At 67.4% G+C, this 14847-nt stretch carries 15 protein-coding genes; 8 read left to right on the plus strand and 7 right to left on the minus strand.

Features of this window, described 5'->3' with window-relative positions:
• Nucleotide 1: 1 nt before the first annotated feature.
• From ACH6CV_RS08080 to ACH6CV_RS08095, 4 genes are read left to right on the plus strand one after another with little or no spacing between them, the layout of a single operon-like run.
• Nucleotides 2-2350, plus strand: a complete 2349-nt coding sequence (locus ACH6CV_RS08080; protein WP_456357670.1) for an endonuclease MutS2 — start codon at nucleotides 2-4, stop codon at nucleotides 2348-2350.
• Entirely contained in the window at nucleotides 2347-3039 is a 693-nt protein-coding gene (locus ACH6CV_RS08085) for a response regulator (RefSeq protein WP_456357671.1), read from the plus strand. The genes ACH6CV_RS08080 and ACH6CV_RS08085 overlap by 4 nt, the downstream gene beginning before the upstream one ends.
• Nucleotides 3036-4460: an ATP-binding protein gene (locus ACH6CV_RS08090; protein ID WP_456357672.1), complete on the plus strand. Its 1425-nt coding sequence runs from the start codon at nucleotides 3036-3038 to the stop codon at nucleotides 4458-4460. The genes ACH6CV_RS08085 and ACH6CV_RS08090 overlap by 4 nt, the downstream gene beginning before the upstream one ends.
• 54 nt (nucleotides 4461-4514) lie before the next feature.
• On the plus strand, nucleotides 4515-5579 hold the full coding sequence (locus ACH6CV_RS08095; protein WP_456357673.1) for a S1C family serine protease: 1065 nt from the start codon (nucleotides 4515-4517) through the stop codon (nucleotides 5577-5579).
• A gap of 287 nt (nucleotides 5580-5866) precedes the next feature.
• Here ACH6CV_RS08095 and ACH6CV_RS08100 read toward each other — a convergent pair whose 3' ends face one another.
• Complete coding sequence (locus ACH6CV_RS08100; protein WP_456357674.1) at nucleotides 5867-6265, minus strand: hypothetical protein; 399 nt, start codon at nucleotides 6263-6265, stop codon at nucleotides 5867-5869.
• Here ACH6CV_RS08100 and ACH6CV_RS08105 point away from each other — a divergent pair.
• Entirely contained in the window at nucleotides 6255-6635 is a 381-nt protein-coding gene (locus ACH6CV_RS08105) for a hypothetical protein (RefSeq protein WP_456357675.1), read from the plus strand. The genes ACH6CV_RS08100 and ACH6CV_RS08105 overlap by 11 nt on opposite strands.
• A 45-nt stretch (nucleotides 6636-6680) precedes the next feature.
• Here ACH6CV_RS08105 and ACH6CV_RS08110 read toward each other — a convergent pair whose 3' ends face one another.
• From ACH6CV_RS08110 to ACH6CV_RS08120, 3 genes are read right to left on the minus strand one after another with little or no spacing between them, the layout of a single operon-like run.
• On the minus strand, nucleotides 6681-7328 hold the full coding sequence (locus tag ACH6CV_RS08110) for an MBL fold metallo-hydrolase (protein WP_456357676.1): 648 nt from the start codon (nucleotides 7326-7328) through the stop codon (nucleotides 6681-6683).
• A complete protein-coding gene (locus ACH6CV_RS08115) occupies nucleotides 7325-7771 on the minus strand; it encodes a hypothetical protein (RefSeq protein WP_456357677.1) in 447 nt (148 codons plus the stop codon). The genes ACH6CV_RS08110 and ACH6CV_RS08115 overlap by 4 nt, the downstream gene beginning before the upstream one ends.
• Nucleotides 7761-9263 carry an NAD(P)H-hydrate dehydratase gene (locus tag ACH6CV_RS08120; RefSeq protein WP_456357678.1) on the minus strand — a complete coding sequence of 501 codons (1503 nt, stop codon included), beginning with the start codon at nucleotides 9261-9263 and terminating at the stop codon, nucleotides 7761-7763. Before ACH6CV_RS08120 ends, ACH6CV_RS08115 begins: the two co-directional genes overlap by 11 nt.
• A 172-nt stretch (nucleotides 9264-9435) precedes the next feature.
• On the opposite strand from ACH6CV_RS08120, the gene mnmA reads away from it, so the two are divergent.
• From mnmA to ACH6CV_RS08135, 3 genes are all read left to right on the plus strand, one after another.
• Nucleotides 9436-10500, plus strand: coding sequence for a tRNA 2-thiouridine(34) synthase MnmA (mnmA, locus tag ACH6CV_RS08125; RefSeq protein WP_456357679.1), 1065 nt, complete (start codon nucleotides 9436-9438; stop codon nucleotides 10498-10500).
• Entirely contained in the window at nucleotides 10497-11735 is a 1239-nt protein-coding gene (locus ACH6CV_RS08130; protein ID WP_456357680.1) for an Ig-like domain-containing protein, read from the plus strand. Before mnmA ends, ACH6CV_RS08130 begins: the two co-directional genes overlap by 4 nt.
• A 75-nt stretch (nucleotides 11736-11810) precedes the next feature.
• Complete coding sequence (locus ACH6CV_RS08135; protein WP_456357681.1) at nucleotides 11811-12668, plus strand: AraC family transcriptional regulator; 858 nt, start codon at nucleotides 11811-11813, stop codon at nucleotides 12666-12668.
• A gap of 34 nt (nucleotides 12669-12702) precedes the next feature.
• On the opposite strand, the gene hisIE is transcribed toward ACH6CV_RS08135, so the two are convergent.
• Genes hisIE through hisA form a run of 3 tightly spaced genes read right to left on the minus strand, consistent with a single transcriptional unit; the run spans nucleotide 12703 to nucleotide 14841 of the window.
• On the minus strand, nucleotides 12703-13344 hold the full coding sequence (hisIE, locus tag ACH6CV_RS08140) for a bifunctional phosphoribosyl-AMP cyclohydrolase/phosphoribosyl-ATP diphosphatase HisIE (protein WP_456357682.1): 642 nt from the start codon (nucleotides 13342-13344) through the stop codon (nucleotides 12703-12705).
• Nucleotides 13334-14119 carry an imidazole glycerol phosphate synthase subunit HisF gene (gene hisF, locus ACH6CV_RS08145; protein WP_456357683.1) on the minus strand — a complete coding sequence of 262 codons (786 nt, stop codon included), beginning with the start codon at nucleotides 14117-14119 and terminating at the stop codon, nucleotides 13334-13336. Before hisF ends, hisIE begins: the two co-directional genes overlap by 11 nt.
• Nucleotides 14116-14841, minus strand: coding sequence for a 1-(5-phosphoribosyl)-5-[(5-phosphoribosylamino)methylideneamino]imidazole-4-carboxamide isomerase (hisA, locus tag ACH6CV_RS08150; RefSeq protein WP_456357684.1), 726 nt, complete (start codon nucleotides 14839-14841; stop codon nucleotides 14116-14118). The genes hisF and hisA overlap by 4 nt, the downstream gene beginning before the upstream one ends.
• Between the last annotated feature and the right edge of the window lie 6 nt (nucleotides 14842-14847).

The raw sequence follows: 14847 nt of genomic DNA on the forward strand, positions 1-14847 counted from the left end.
CATGAACGAACGCAATCTGCGCGTGCTGGAATACCCGAAGATACTCGAGCTGCTGGCGGCCTTGTGCGCGTCGGAGAGCGGTCGCGCGCTCGCGCGCGCGCTCGTGCCCTCGAGCGATCCGGCCGAGGTGCGCCGGGCGCAGGATCAGACCGAGGAGGCGGGCGTCGTGTGCGCCTATCGCGGCGGCTCGCCGATGACCTCGTTCGCCGACGTCGGCGGGCACCTCAAGATCGCCGCGGCCTCTGGCACGCTGTCGCCGAAGGCGCTGCTCGACGTGGCCGACCTGCTGCGCGCGTCGCGCGGCGTGCGCTCCGCGCTGATCACCGAGCGCGAGGACACGCCGCTCTTGACCGACCTGGGCGCGCGGCTGACCACCAACCGCAACCTCGAGGAGGAAATCTTCAACGCGATCCTGTCCGAGGATGAGATCGCCGACCGCGCCAGCCCCGAGCTGTACGACATCCGCCGCCACATCCGCCAGACCGGCGACAGGATGCGCGAGAAGCTTAATGGCATGGCGAAGAACGCCACGATGGCAAAATACCTGCAGGACACGATCGTCACCATGCGGGGCGGGCGCTACGTGGTGCCGGTCAAGGCCGAGTGCCGCCAGTTCGTGCCCGGGCTGGTACACGACCAGTCGGCCAGCGGCTCCACGCTGTACATCGAGCCGATGGCGGTGGTCGAGGCCGGCAACGAGCTCAAGCAGTGGGCGGCCAAGGAGCAGCGCGAGATCGAGCGCATCCTCGCCGAGCTGTCGGGCAAGATCGCGCCCGACGCCGAGATGCTGACGGTCAATATCCGGGTGCTGTCCGAGCTCGACGTAATCTTCGCCAAGGCGCAGCTGGGCCGCGACATGCGCGCGGTGACCCCCAAGCTGAACACCGAGCGCCGGATCAACCTGATCAAGGCGCGCCACCCGCTGATCGACCCCGAAGCGGTGGTGCCGATCAGCCTGAACCTGGGCGGGGCGTTCCGCCAGCTGATCGTGACCGGCCCCAACACCGGCGGCAAGACGGTCACGCTCAAGACCGTGGGGCTGCTCACGCTGATGGCGCAGTCGGGCATGATGGTGCCCGCCGCGCCGGGCAGCGAGCTGGCGATCTTCGACGATGTGTTCGCCGATATCGGCGACGAACAGTCGATCGAGCAATCGCTGTCCACCTTCTCCTCGCACATGACCAACATCGTATCGATCCTCGCGCGCTCGACCGGCGACTCACTGACGCTGTTCGACGAGCTGGGCGCGGGTACCGACCCCACCGAGGGCGCGGCGCTGGCGATGTCGATCCTGACCGAGCTGCTCGAACGCGGCGTAACCGTCATGGCCACCACCCACTACGCCGAGCTCAAGGCGTTCGCGCTGTCGACGAAGGGCGTCGAGAACGCCTCGGTCGAGTTCGACGTGGCGACGCTTCGGCCCACCTACCGGCTGTCGATCGGCGTACCGGGCAAGTCGAACGCGTTTGAGATTTCCCGCCGCCTGGGCCTGCCGGGCCGCCTGATCGAGGCGGCGAACGAGCGGCTGAGCACCGATCAGATCAGGTTCGAAGACGTGATCGCCAATGCCGAGTACCATCGCCAAGTTGCCGAGAAGGAGCGCGAACTGGCCGAGCAGGCGCATCGGGAGACCCAGCGGCTGCGGGACGAGGCCGAGCTTTTGCAGCGCCAGCTGGAGGACCAGCGCGCCGAACTGATCCGCAAGGCCAAGGAAGAGGCGCGCCGCATCGTGCGCCGCGCGCAGAACGATTCCGAAACGGTGGTCGCCGAGCTCAAGCGCATGCGCAAGGCCGCCGGCGGCGTCAAGGAGCACGAGATCGCGCTCATGCGCGCGCAGCTCGACCGCGCGCTGGGCGACGCGCAGGATGAGATCAGGAAGGCGACCCCTTCCGGCGAAGCGCCGACCGACGTGCAGATCGGCGAGACCGTCGAGCTGCTGAGCCTGAACACCCGCGCCACCGTACTCACCCGGCCCGACGCCAAGGGAGAATGCACGGTGCAGGCCGGCGCGATGAAGTTAAAGGCCAAGACCCACGACATGCGCCGCGTCGCGCCCGAAAAACCCAAGAAACCCTCGCGCACGCACGTGGGCGTGTCGATGAAGCCGGTGTCGCTTGAGTGCGACGTGCGCGGGCTGACGCTCGAGGAGGCGCTGATGTCGGTCGACATGTTCCTGGATGGCGCGGTCATGCAGTCGCTTGAATCCGTACAGATCATCCACGGCAAGGGCACCGGAGTGCTCCGCGGCGGCGTGCAGGAGCATTTGAAGCGCCACCCGGCCGTCAAGGAATACCGGCTGGGCCGCTACGGCGAGGGCGAGGACGGGGTAACGGTGGTGACATTGAAATGACGATCCTGATTGTGGACGACGACCCCAACATCCGCACGCTCGTGAACCTGTACCTGGCCAAGGAAGGGTTCGAGGTGATCGAGGCGGCGCGCGGCGATGAGGCGCTGAAGGCGTTCAAGGCCCACGCGCCCAGCCTCGTGCTGCTCGACGTCATGCTGCCCGGCATGGACGGCTGGCAGGTGTGCCGCGAGGTGCGCAAGGTGTCCAACATCCCGGTCATCATGCTGACCGCCAAGGACGAGACCTTTGACAAGGTGCTGGGCCTGGAGCTCGGCGCGGACGACTACGTGGTCAAGCCGTTCGAACCCAAGGAGTTGGTGGCGCGCATCAAGGCGGTCATCCGGCGCTATCAGGGCGGCGAGGCCCCCGACAAGGAGCTGGTCTTCCCCGGCTTGACCGTCAACATCTCGCAGTACGCGGTGACGTTTCAGGGCCACCCGCTCGACATGCCGCCGAAGGAGCTGGAACTTTTGTACTTCCTGGCCAGCCGGCCGGGCGCGGTGTTCACGCGCGAGCAGCTGCTCAACCAGGTGTGGGGCTACGACTACTTCGGCGACTCGCGCACGGTGGACGTTCACGTCAAGCGCCTGCGCGAGAAGCTGACGGGCGGCGAGCAATACGGCTGGGCGATCAAGACCGTGTGGGGCGTGGGCTACAAATTCGACGTGAACGCGAGGCCGTCGTCATGAAGCGGAGCGGCCTGTTCCTACGGATGTTCTGGGCGTTTGTGGCCGTCATGCTGGTCACCGCCTCGGTGCTGTCTTCGATGATGGTGGTGATGGTGCGCGGCGAGCGCGCCGCCGCGCTGGAGAACGCGCGGCTCTCCCAGGCGCGCGACGTGGCGCGGCTGATGCAGCAGTACAACATCACGCTCAACTCGTTCTGGCCCAGCGATTCCTCGGTCAGCGACATCCTGCGCTGGAAGATCGGCGAGATCCGCTCGACTGGCGACGCCGACGTCTGGCTGGTCGCGCCCAACCGGCGCGTGCTGGTGCTGGGCAGCAACGCCTACGACCAGGCGCTCAGCGATGAAGAAGTCGTGCGCCAGGTCGGCAAGGTGCTCTCGGGCGAGGAGATCCGCGTGCAGGGGCTGATCCGGGAGTTGGGCGGACACATGGTGACCATCGGCGTGCCCTGGCGCGACGCGCGGGGGCGGGTGGATGGCGCGGTGCTGTTGCACATCTCCACCGAGTCGCTGTCGGTCGACTACAGCGACCTGATCCGCAACGCGGCAATCGCGGCCGCGGTGGCCATGGCGCTGGGCGCGCTGCTGGCCTTTGTGATCGCCCGCCGCCAGACCGAGCCCATCCGTCAGATCCGGTTGGCCGTCAAGGACTTTTCCGAAGGCAGGCTCGAGCGGCGGGTGATGGTGCGCGCCGACGAGGAGCTGATGGAGCTGGCCGGGGCGTTCAACCGCATGGCCGAGGACCTTAGCCAGCTCGAGGACTCGCGGCGCAGCTTCGTCGCCAACGTGTCCCACGAGCTGCGCTCGCCGCTGACCTCAATCCGCGGCTACATCGTGGGCCTGCTCGACGGCACGATCGAGTTTGGCGAGCGCGAGAAGTATCTGCAGGTGGCGCTTGCCGAGAGCGAGCGGCTGGGCAAGCTGGTCAGCGAGCTGCTGGACCTGTCACGCATCGAGGCGGGCGCGTTTAAGCTCACTCCGACCCGATTCGACCTCTGCGAGCTGCTGCGGCAGGAACTCGTCAAATTTGAGGGGCGCGTCGAGGCGCGGGGCCTCAAGGTCGAGGTGGAGCTGCCGGGCGAGGCGCTGTGGGTGACGGCCGACGCCGACCGGGTGCGTCAAATCGCGACCAATCTGCTCGACAACGCGGTCAAGTTCGCGCACGGCAAGATCGCGCTCAAGGCGTGGGACGCCGGCGAAGCTTGCCGGGTGTCGGTCCTAAACGACGGTTCGCCAATCGCGCACGAAGACCAGGCGCACATCTTCGACCGATTCTACAAGGCCGACAAGGCCCATACCGCCGGCGGGGGCACGGGGCTGGGCCTGGCGATCGTGAAGAAGCTCCTCGACCAGATGGGCCGGCGCATCTGGATGGAGTCAGGGCCGGAGGGCACGACGTTCTTTTTCGATTTAGGGAAGGCATGATTCTCCCGCGCACGCGGGTTTCGATACAATTCAGAAGGAAATGAGGAATTATCCATGACCAGGAAGTGGCTTGCGGCGATACTCGCCCTGTTTTTGTGGGCGGCGCCCACGCTGGCCGAATCCAATGTGCTGAGCGGCTTCAACCCGGTCGAGGTGGCGCGCACGGCGCGCCCCGCGGTGGTTCAGGTGCTGAACAGGGCGGTCGATTGGTCGCGTGAAACCGGCGAAGTCAAGCGGGACCAGGGTTCGGGTTCGGCGGTGTACGTCGACGACCGGGGCTACTTCATCACCAACCACCACGTGATCGAGGGCGCGGACGAGGTGGTCGTGGTGCTGATCGACGGCACCGAACTTGAGGCCACGATCGTCGGCAGCGATAACGGCACCGACCTCGCCGTGCTCAAGGTGGAGGGCAAGATCGACGCCCGGCCGGTGCCGCTCGGCGATTCCGACAAACTCGAGATCGGCGAATGGGTGATCGCAATCGGCAACCCCGGCGCGGGCGCGTCGGTGCTGCGCGGCAGCGTGACGCTCGGGATCATCTCGGCGCTCGACCGCGAGGACGTGTCGGCCGGCAACTTCACGCGCGCGGTCAAGGTCATACAGACCGACGCGGCGATCAACATGGGCAATTCGGGCGGCGCGCTGCTCAACGCCAAGGCCGAGCTGATCGGCATCCCCACGCTCAAGTTCACCTTCGACGCCGCCGGCGTGTACGAGGGGCTGGGCTTTGCGGTGCCGGTCAACACGATCCGCGACGTCACGGCGAAGCTGATCGAAGACGGCAAGGTGGTGCGCCCGCGGCTGGGCGTGACCGTGATGGCGCTCGAAGGGCCCGAACGCCCGCTGCGCAACTACGCGCCCGCCGGCGTGCAGGTCATGGAGGTGGAGCCGAGCAGCCCGGCCGCGCTTGCCGGCCTTTACAAGTACGACATCATCCTCGAAGCCGCCGGCACGCGCGTCAAGACGATCAACCAGCTGACGGCCATCGTCGACGCCCATCAGCCCGGCGACCCGCTGCTGCTCAAGGTCTGCCGCTACTTCGACGCCCTGACCGGCGAGCCGCTGCCCAAGCACGAAATGCTCGATCTGGTCGCGGGAACGGCGCTGCTGGACTAGGTAACCACTGATTAAAGCACGCGTGCGATGGCGAGGGGAATTTTTGCCGGATTGGGCTTGCAAAATCCGAAGGCGTAGCAGCGCTACGTCGAGGATTCTGCGGGCCCGAGCTGGCGAAAATGCAACCGCCACCGCGCGTGGGATTTGATCGGCGGTTACCTACTAGGGCAGCACCGCACAAAGAACGTGTACGCAGAGGGATTTGTGCGGCGGCGCCCTGGTTATAGCGAATCATGGCAAGAGAAGGGGTTCTCCGCGCGGAGAGCCCCTTCTCTTGCCATGACCGCTTATGCTTTCGTGGGCCAATCGACCTCAACCACCGAAAGCCCCATATTTCTGAATTCGTCGGCGCAGTCGCAGTCCAGGTGCATGGCGTGGATGCGGCCCAGCAGCGGTTCGGGCACCGCGTCCAGGATGCGCCGTACGCAGCAGTGCGAAGCCGATTCGCGGCTGGCCACGTCGTGGTAGACGCGCTCGAGCTCCCCCGCGAGCAGTGCCTCCCGCACGCGATCGTGCAGGCGGTTGGTGTCGCCGCTGTAGAAAATGCGGTCCTTTTGATAATGCAGGAAGTAGCCGAAGCAGCGCATGTCCGGGGCGTGGGCGACCTCAAGCGCCTGCGCGCGCACCGGATAATCCCTCGGCAGCGCGGGCCGGTACTCGTAGAACGAGGACGCGATGCCCTGCAAACGCAGCATCTCCATCACGGTGTCCACGGGATGGACGACCAGCACCCGCTTGCGCGCCGTCCGCGCGCTTGCGCAGATCGCCGAGCTTAAGCGCTTCACCAATCCCCAGTACTGCAATTGGTGGACGCACACCGCCGCCGAGTTCGCCCGCGGGGACGTGGCGATGGCCATTCTTTACTACAACTTCGCGTCCGGCATGCTCAGCCATGCCTCGCGCGTAGCGGACAGCATCGGCTGCGCGCTGCCGCCGGGCGGCAACCCCGTGATCGGCGGCGGCGCGCAGAACCCGCAGCAGGCGATGGATTCCGCGCAGAAGCTGTTCGACGAGCAGTTCGCGCCGCACGTGGAAGCGCTGAAAAAGCTGCGGTGAAATACGAAAAAGCGCGCTGAGCGTCCGCCGCGGGGACTGGCGCCGCTACCCGCGCGTCAGCACCACCACCTGCGGGTAATCGCCGATTGTCTCGCGGGTGATCTTAAGCTCGTCGCCATCCAGATACGCATGCTCGAATTGCTCCACAAAGCCCCGCTCATCGCTGACCCCGGCGAAGCGCTCGGCGTCCAATTCGCGCGTCATGTAGTGCATCGGCACCGCCACGCGGGGCTTCAGCGCGCGGGTAAGCTGCCCCGCGCCCTCGCCGTCGATCGTGTAGTATCCGCCCACCGGCGTAAGCAGCAGGTCGACCTCGCCCAGCTTTTCCAACTGCGACTTGCTCAGTTGATGTCCGAGGTCGCCCAAGTGCGCCACGCGCAGCGCGTCCACCTCCGTTACATAGATGATGTTGCCGCCCCGCACCGTGCCCAGCTGGTCGTCGTGGAAGCTGGCGATCCCCTCGATCACCAGCCCGCGCGCGTGGTGTACGCCCGGCTGGTCGACCAGCGTGAACCCCGCGGGCAGAGCGCCGGTCGCGTGGTGGTCGGAATGCTTGTGGCTGCAGGTGACCACGTCGGCCGACACGCACGGCACCGGATAGCCCACCGTGCTGTCGAAGGGGTCAGAGAGCCATGTGCGCCCATCTTGCGCAGTAATCAGAAAACAGGAATGCCCAAGCCAGCGAATGATCATATCGGTTCCTCCTTGGATACAATCTGAATGCTTCTGCATAACGCCAGCGCGCCGCCGTTTCCCGTCCGCAGGCAAGCGGCCGCCGTCTGGCGCAGCTTTCTTTCAAAGTCCGGATCCGCGCGCCCGCCGATCTCCAGCCGCTTGAGCGCGCTCGCGAGCAGCGCAAGCTCGGCATCGCTCACCGGTCGCCCCCGCAGGCGCCCGAGCTGGCGGTACAGCGCGTCGTCCGGGGGCGGATACTGCCGCTCCAATGCCTCAATCATCGCCCGTCCGGGACTGATCGCCAGCAGCGCGCCCCGCGGCATCGTCCGGAACCCGGCGGCTTCGAGCGCGCTCGCGGCATCGACGCAGTCGGTCACGTACAGCGCCTCGCCCCGGTCGGCCCGGAGCAGCGCCTCCGGCATCAGGCAGCGCCTCGCCCGTTCGCGCAGCTCAATGCGCATCGCCCCAGGCCTCGTACAGGTGATCGGCCAGGTCGCGCGCGGTCATGGCCATGGCGCCCAGCCGGGCGGCCGCGCGCTCGCCCGCCGCGCCGTGCGCCACCGCGCCCAGGAAGGCCGCCTCGGTCGGCGGGTAGCCCTGCGCCAGCAGCGCGCCGATTATGCCGGTCAGTACGTCGCCGGTGCCGCCCGTTGCCATGCCGGGCGTACCGTCGGTCCGGATGTAGAGCGCGTCCCCCGCGATCACCGACGAGGCGCCCTTGTACAGCGCGGTGGCGCCCAGCGCGCGCAGCGCCGCCGCCCCTTCGATCGGGCCACTTGGCCTTGTGCCCAGCAGCCGCTCGGCCTCGCGCGGGTGGGGCGTGAGCACGTGGTGAGACATGAGCAGCCCGATCAGCGACCGATCCCGCGCCATCAGGTTCAGCGCGTCGGCGTCCACCGCGGCGGGCAGGCCGCTTTCGAGCAGACATCGCAGCACCGCCGGCGCGGCGCGCGTCGTCAGCCCCGGCCCGACCGCCAGCGCGTTCGCACCCGCGACCGCCCGTTCGAGCGGCTCAAGCGCCAAAGCGCCGATCGCGCCGTCCCGTTCGGGCAGCGGCAGGCACATGGCGCAGGGCGCGACCGCCTGCACCGCCGACACGATCGATTCGGGGCAGGCTACGGTCACCAGCCCCGCGCCGCTTTTGAGCGCGCCCAGCGCCGTCAGCGCCGCCGCGCCGGCCATGCCGCGGCTGCCCGCGACGATCAGCAGGTGGCCGTAGCTGCCCTTGTGGCTGTTGCGCGCGCGCGGTTTCAGCCGCGAGCGCACGTCCTCGATCGAAGGATGAAGCAGCGCGTCCGGCGGGCGCAATGCCTCCGGGATGCCGATCGGCACCACGTGCAGATGGCCGGTCAGGTCGAGCCCGTCCTCCATCAGGTGGCCGGCCTTGGGGCACTCGAAGGTCACCGTATCGGTGGCGCGCACCGCCTCGCCGAGCGCGCGCCCGGTGTCGGCGTCAAGCCCCGACGCCACATCGACCGCGAGCACCCGCGCGCCGCGCGCCGCGTCCTCGGCCATGCGCCGCACCAGCGGCAGGTATTCGGGCTCGAGCGGACGCTTAAGTCCGATGCCGAACATGGCGTCCACCCATACCGCCGGCGGCGGCAGCCGGTCGAGATCCTCGAGGCCGGCGAACGCCACGCCGGGCGTTGTGCGCGCCAGCTCGCAATTGGTGCGCGCGTCGCCGGCCAGCGCTGCCTCCGGGCGCAGCGGCACGACGATCGCCTTGCCCCCGTGCTGCGCGTGCAGCCGCGCCGCGGCGAAGCCGTCGCCGCCGTTGCCGCCCGGCCCGCACGCGAAGATGGCGATGCGCTCGGCGGCCCCCTCCATCCCATGCAGCACGCGCACGACGCCGGCAGCCGCGCGCTCCATCAGCTCAAGCGAAGAGGCGCCCGACGCCGCGAAATACCGCCGCTCCATGTCCCGCATCTGCCCGCCCGTCAATACCTGTCGCATGCGCACCCTCCCATCAGTCACCGGACCACTGCGTTAATGTGCTTATTTTAACAAATTCCCGCGCGTTTGTACAGCGAAAATCCGGTCGGATGCGGTCGAAGGGATGGGGCATTTGCCAAATGGCCCATCGGCTGGTATAATATAGCCCATCCATCCGGTAGGAGGAATTAAGATGCGCGTGGTGGTCGGCCTGTCGGGCGGCGTCGATTCGGCGGTGGCGGCGCTGCTTTTGAGGGAGCAGGGTCACGAGGTCATCGGCGTGTTCATGAACAACTGGGAGGAAAAGGACGAGGCCGGCGTGTGCACCTCCGAGCGCGACTTTGCCGACGCGCGCGCGGTGGCGGACGCGCTCGGCATCCCCTGCTACTCGGTCAATTTCGCAAAGGAGTACCGCGAGCGGGTGTTCCGGCACTTCCTGGCCGAGTACCGGCGCGGCCGCACGCCCAACCCCGACGTGCTGTGCAACCGCGAGATCAAGTTCGGCGCGCTGCTTACGTTCGCGCTCAAATTGGGCGCGGACCATCTGGCGACCGGGCATTACGCGAACGTCGATTGCCGGGACGGAACATACCGGCTGCTGCGCGCCGCCGACGACAACAAGGATCAGACCTACTTTCTCTACATGCTGAACCAGGCGCAGCTTAAGCGCGCGCTGTTCCCGCTGTCGGCGCTCGAAAAGCCCGAGATCCGGCGCATCGCGCGCGAGCACGCGCTGCCGGTCAGCGAGAAGAAGGACTCGACCGGCGTGTGCTTCATCGGCGAGCGCAACTTCAAGCGCTTCCTTAAAGAGTACCTGCCCGCGCAGCCCGGCGACATGGTGACGACGGGCGGCACAGTGGTGGGCCGCCATGACGGACTGATGTACTACACGCTCGGTCAGCGGCGGGGGTTGGGCATCGGCGGCGGCGGCGACGGGCAGCGCTGGTTCGTGCTCGAAAAGGATCTGGCAGGCAACCGCCTGGTGGTGTCGCAGGGCGAGGATGACCGGCTCTACACGCGCCACGCCCGCTGCGAAGACGCCGCCTGGATTCAGGGCGCGCCGCCGATCGGACCGGGCGAAGCACTGCGCTGCGAGGCGCGGCTCCGGCATCGTCAGCCGTTGCAGGCGGCCACGCTGCGCCTCGAGGGCGATGGATTTACACTCGATTTTGACGAGCCCCAGCGCGCGGTCACGCCCGGACAGGCGGCCGTCGTGTACCGGGGCGCGGAAACCTTGGGAGGAGGAACCATTCAATGAAATGCCTAAAGGGTGCGCTGGCGGTGCTGCTGGCGCTGTGCCTGATGCCGCTGACCGCGCTGGCCGTCGAGACGCCGGATGCGTCGGTCAGGCGCGCGATCGAACTGCTGACCTACTTTGAGAGCCGGGGCGACTACGGCTGCGCGGCCAACGACACCAACGGCCTGCCCAGCGTCGGCCTGATCCAGTGGAACGGCAGCATGATCATGCCGATGCTCAACCTGGTGATCGAGCGGGACGAGGCAAGGGCGAGGGAGATCATGGGCGAGGCCTTCTTCACAAAGGTATACAAGAAGACCACCTGGAAGGGCACGATGACCAAGGCCGAGCTTACCGCGGTGCGCGAACTGCTGCGCACCGACGCGGCCAAGAAGGTGCAGGACGCCTACGCCTACAAGACGGTGTCAAATTACCTGCGGGTGGCGCAGGACAAGGGCATCCGCGACCTGACCGCGCTGGCCTACTACGGCGACATGCGCCATCAGGTGGGCAGCGGCGGGATCGTGAAATACCGCGAGAAGGCCGCCGAGCTCGCGGGCGGCATGGAGAAGGTCAAGCTGCGCCATCTGTTCGACGCGGCGATGGTGTATGCCACGCGCACCAAGGCGCGCCGTACCACGGCCTACGAGATGCTGGTCAAGAACCCGGTGGAGGGATCGCCGGCGACGCCCACGCCCAAGCCCACGCCCAAGCCTACGCCGAAACCCACACCCACACCCAAGCCGACGCCCGCGCCGGGCAAGGCCCCGACCGCCGTCAAGCTGGGCGACGGGCAGGTAAAGGTGCTCGCGCTCGGCGATACGCTGACGCTGACGCCGGTGCTGACCCCGCGCGACGCCGAGACCCGCTTCACCTGGAAGAGCGGCAATCCGCGCATCGCGCGCGTGGCGGACGCTCTGGTGACGCCCGTAAAGCCCGGCAAGACCACGATCAGGGTGCGCACCGCAAACGGCCGGACCGCCAGCCTCAGGCTGCGCGTGGTGGCCGCACCAGTTCGCTCGATCGAGCTTAAGGGCGACGCGACCATGACAGTGGGCGATGAGCAGAAGCTGACCGTTGCGGTCACGCCGGACGGCGCGGGCGGCGCGCTGGGCTTCAAGAGCAGCCGCCCCAAGGTGGTGCAGGTATCAAAGAAGGGCGCGGTGCGCGCGCTGCGTCCGGGCACCGCGGTGATCTCCTGCCGCGCCGGTGCCGGCAAGACGATCGGGCAATTCAAGATCACCGTGCGGAAATAACTCTCCATTTTGGTGCGCAAACGGAGAGGACGCGCGGGCAGCTTTTCGCTATGATGGTGCCGAGGAGATGAGGGCATGGAATGGCTCGGCCGGCTGAACGCGGCGATGCAGTATCTGGAGGCGCACCTGGACGGCGAGATCGAGCTTACGCGCATGGCGCAAATCGCCTGCTGTTCGCCGTTCCACTTCCAGCGGATGTTTTCCTACTTGGCAGAGGTGCCGCTGTCGGAATACATCCGCAGGCGGCGGATGACCATGGCGGCGGCAGACATGCAGGCCGGGCGCGGGCGCGTCATCGACATCGCGCTCAAGTACGGCTACGATTCGCCCACGGCGTTCAACCGCGCCTTCCAGGGCGTGCACGGCATCGCGCCCACCGAAGCCCGGCGGCCCGGCGCGCGGCTCAAGGCCTACCTGCCTCTCAGCTTCTACATTTCCATCAAAGGAGAGGTTGAGATGAACTACCGCATCGAACAGAAGGAGGCCTTCCGGATCGTCGGCGTCAAGGCGCACTACACACTGAGCGTCGAGCAGAACTTCACCGAGGTTCCGGCGTTCTGGCAACAGACGGCGCAAAGCGGCTCGATCGGGCGCATCCTCGCGCTGGCGAACCGCGAGCCGAAGGCGCTGCTGGGCGTGACCAGCTCGATGACCGGCCCCGCGTTTGACTACTACATCGCCGCGGCCAGCGACGCGGACGCGCCCGAGGGCATGGAGGCCTTCACAGTGCCCGCCTGCACCTGGGCGATCTTCCCCTGCGTCGGCGCGATGCCTCACGCGATCCAGGCGCTGCAAAAGCGCGTGATCGGCGAATGGCTGCCCGCCTCCGGCTACGAATACGCCGACGCGCCCGACATCGAGCTGTGTTTCGAGGGCGATCAGCAGGCAGAGGACTACCGGTGCGAGGTGTGGCTACCGGTGACGAAGAAGTAGGCGTTCTGCTTTATGAGGCGGGGAGTATCCCGCCTCACTGCATTTTCTCCTGCTTGACCTTGTGGTCGACCACGTGGCGGCCGGCCAGCTGATCGCGGATGTCCTTGGGGGTTATGCCCATCTCGGCCATCAGCACCAGGACGTGATAGGCCAGATCGGCGATCTCGAACACCGTCTCCGCCCGGTCGCCGCCCTTGCCCGCCACGATCACCTCGGTCGCTTCCTCGCCCACCTTTTTCAAAATCTTGTCGATGCCCTTCTCGAACAGATAGCCGGTATACGAGCCCGGCGGCGGGTTTTGCTTGCGATCCGCGATCAGAGCGTACAGCGCGTCCGTCGAGAAGCGCGGCGCGGCGTCGCCCGCGTAGACTTCTTCAAAGAAGCAGCTCGCGGCGCCCGTGTGGCAGGCCGGGCCCTCCGGGATCGCCTGCACCAGCAGCGCGTCGCCGTCGCAGTCGGCCTCGATGCGCGCGATTTTTTGCCGGTTGCCGCTCGTCTCGCCCTTGCGCCACAGGCATTCGCGCGAACGGCTGTAGAAGCAGGTGTAGCCTTCCTCGATCGAAATGCGAAGGCTCTCCCGGCTCATGTACGCCAGCGTCAGCACGCGACCGGTGGCGTGGTCTTGCACGATCGCGGGAATCAATCCACGATCGTCGAATTTCAGCTTATCGGTCATCCTCTTCCTCCCCGCCGGTCAATCGCACCGGCACGCCGTTTTCATGGAGATAGCGCTTGAGATCGCCTATTTTTACTTCCCCGCTGTGGAAGATCGACGCGGCCAGCCCGGCGTCCACGCAGGGTGCTTCCCGGAACAGCCGCACAAAATCCGCCGCGCCGCCCGCGCCGCCCGACGCGATGATCGGGATCGACACGCGCTCGGCAACCGCCTCGAGCAGCTCGAGGTCGAACCCGCGCCGCACGCCGTCGGTGTCGATTGAGTTGACCACCAGCTCGCCCGCGCCGCTGTCCTGCCCGGCGCGCGCCCACTCGAGCGCGTCCAGGCCGGTGTCGATCCGGCCGCCGTTCAGGAACAGGTGAAAGCGCCCGTCCACGCGCTTCACGTCCATCGACAGCACCACGCATTGGTCGCCGTAGCGCTTGGCCGCCTCCCCGATCAGCGCGGGCCTTAGGATCGCGCCCGAATTGACCGACACCTTGTCCGCGCCGCACCTGAGCACCCGGTCGAAATCCGCAAGGCCGTTGATGCCGCCGCCCACGGTCAGTGGGATGAACACGCCCGCCGCGGTGCGACGCAAGATGTCCGTAAACAGCGCGCGGCCCTCGTGCGAGGCTTGGATGTCGTAGAACACCAGCTCGTCCGCACCGCTGTCCGAGTAGAACGCCGCCAACTCGACGGGATCCGCCACGTCGCGGATACCCTCGAAGTTGACCCCCTTGACCACCCGCCCATCGCGCACGTCCAGGCAGGGGATGATCCGCTTGGTAATCACGGATTGCCCTCCTTCGCCGCCGCCAGCGCGCCCTCGAGCGTCAGCGCGTTTTCGTACAGCGCCCTGCCCACGATCGCGCCGTACAGTCCGATGGCGGCGAGCGAGCGGATGTCCGCGATGGTCGACACCCCGCCCGACGCCACGATTTGCAGCCCTTGAATGTGGGCGGCCGCCCGGTAGGCGTCGAGGTTCGCGCCGCCCAGCATGCCGTCGCGCGCGATGTCGGTGTAGATGGCGGTGTCGATGCCGAGCGCGGGCAGCTGCGTAAGGAATTGAAGCGCGTCCACCGAAGTCGCCTCGCGCCAGCCGCGGATCGCCACCCGCCCGTCCCGCGCGTCCACGCCCGCGGCGATTTGGCCGGGATATTGGGCGGCGAGCCGCGCCATCCTCTCGGGCTCGGTCGCCGCCAGCGTGCCCAGGATCACGCGGTTGACGCCGGTATCGAGGTAACGCGCCGCCGCCGCCTCGTCGCGGATGCCGCCGCCCACCTCGATGAACAACCCGCCCTCGCGCGCAATCCTCTCTATGACAGGCAGGTTGATCTGCGTGCCCGTGCGCGCGCCGTCGAGGTCAACCACGTGCAGATGCGTCGCGCCCTGCTCCGCAAACGCGCGCGCCGCCGCGGCCGGGTCGCGCCCGTAGACCGTCACCCGGCCGTAGTCGCCCTTTTGCAGCCGGACCACCTGCCCATCCAGCAGGTCGATCGCCGGAAATATCAGCATGGGACC

Origin of the sequence: Anaerozeibacter quisquiliarum (assembly GCF_051162045.1) — a bacterium.
Classification (GTDB): Bacteria; Bacillota; Clostridia; order Christensenellales; family Aristaeellaceae; genus Anaerozeibacter; species Anaerozeibacter quisquiliarum.

Coding starts and splice junctions, on each gene's coding strand:
- ACH6CV_RS08115 (WP_456357677.1), bottom strand. CDS start 7,771: ATGCGCATTGAGCTGCGCGAACGGGCGAGGCGCTGCCTGATGCCGGAG.
- ACH6CV_RS08110 (WP_456357676.1), bottom strand. CDS start 7,328: ATGATCATTCGCTGGCTTGGGCATTCCTGTTTTCTGATTACTGCGCAA.
- mnmA (WP_456357679.1), top strand. CDS start 9,436: ATGCGCGTGGTGGTCGGCCTGTCGGGCGGCGTCGATTCGGCGGTGGCG.
- ACH6CV_RS08105 (WP_456357675.1), top strand. CDS start 6,255: ATGCCCTGCAAACGCAGCATCTCCATCACGGTGTCCACGGGATGGACG.
- ACH6CV_RS08085 (WP_456357671.1), top strand. CDS start 2,347: ATGACGATCCTGATTGTGGACGACGACCCCAACATCCGCACGCTCGTG.
- ACH6CV_RS08090 (WP_456357672.1), top strand. CDS start 3,036: ATGAAGCGGAGCGGCCTGTTCCTACGGATGTTCTGGGCGTTTGTGGCC.
- hisIE (WP_456357682.1), bottom strand. CDS start 13,344: ATGACCGATAAGCTGAAATTCGACGATCGTGGATTGATTCCCGCGATC.
- ACH6CV_RS08130 (WP_456357680.1), top strand. CDS start 10,497: ATGAAATGCCTAAAGGGTGCGCTGGCGGTGCTGCTGGCGCTGTGCCTG.
- hisA (WP_456357684.1), bottom strand. CDS start 14,841: ATGCTGATATTTCCGGCGATCGACCTGCTGGATGGGCAGGTGGTCCGG.
- ACH6CV_RS08095 (WP_456357673.1), top strand. CDS start 4,515: ATGACCAGGAAGTGGCTTGCGGCGATACTCGCCCTGTTTTTGTGGGCG.
- ACH6CV_RS08135 (WP_456357681.1), top strand. CDS start 11,811: ATGGAATGGCTCGGCCGGCTGAACGCGGCGATGCAGTATCTGGAGGCG.
- ACH6CV_RS08080 (WP_456357670.1), top strand. CDS start 2: ATGAACGAACGCAATCTGCGCGTGCTGGAATACCCGAAGATACTCGAG.
- ACH6CV_RS08120 (WP_456357678.1), bottom strand. CDS start 9,263: ATGCGACAGGTATTGACGGGCGGGCAGATGCGGGACATGGAGCGGCGG.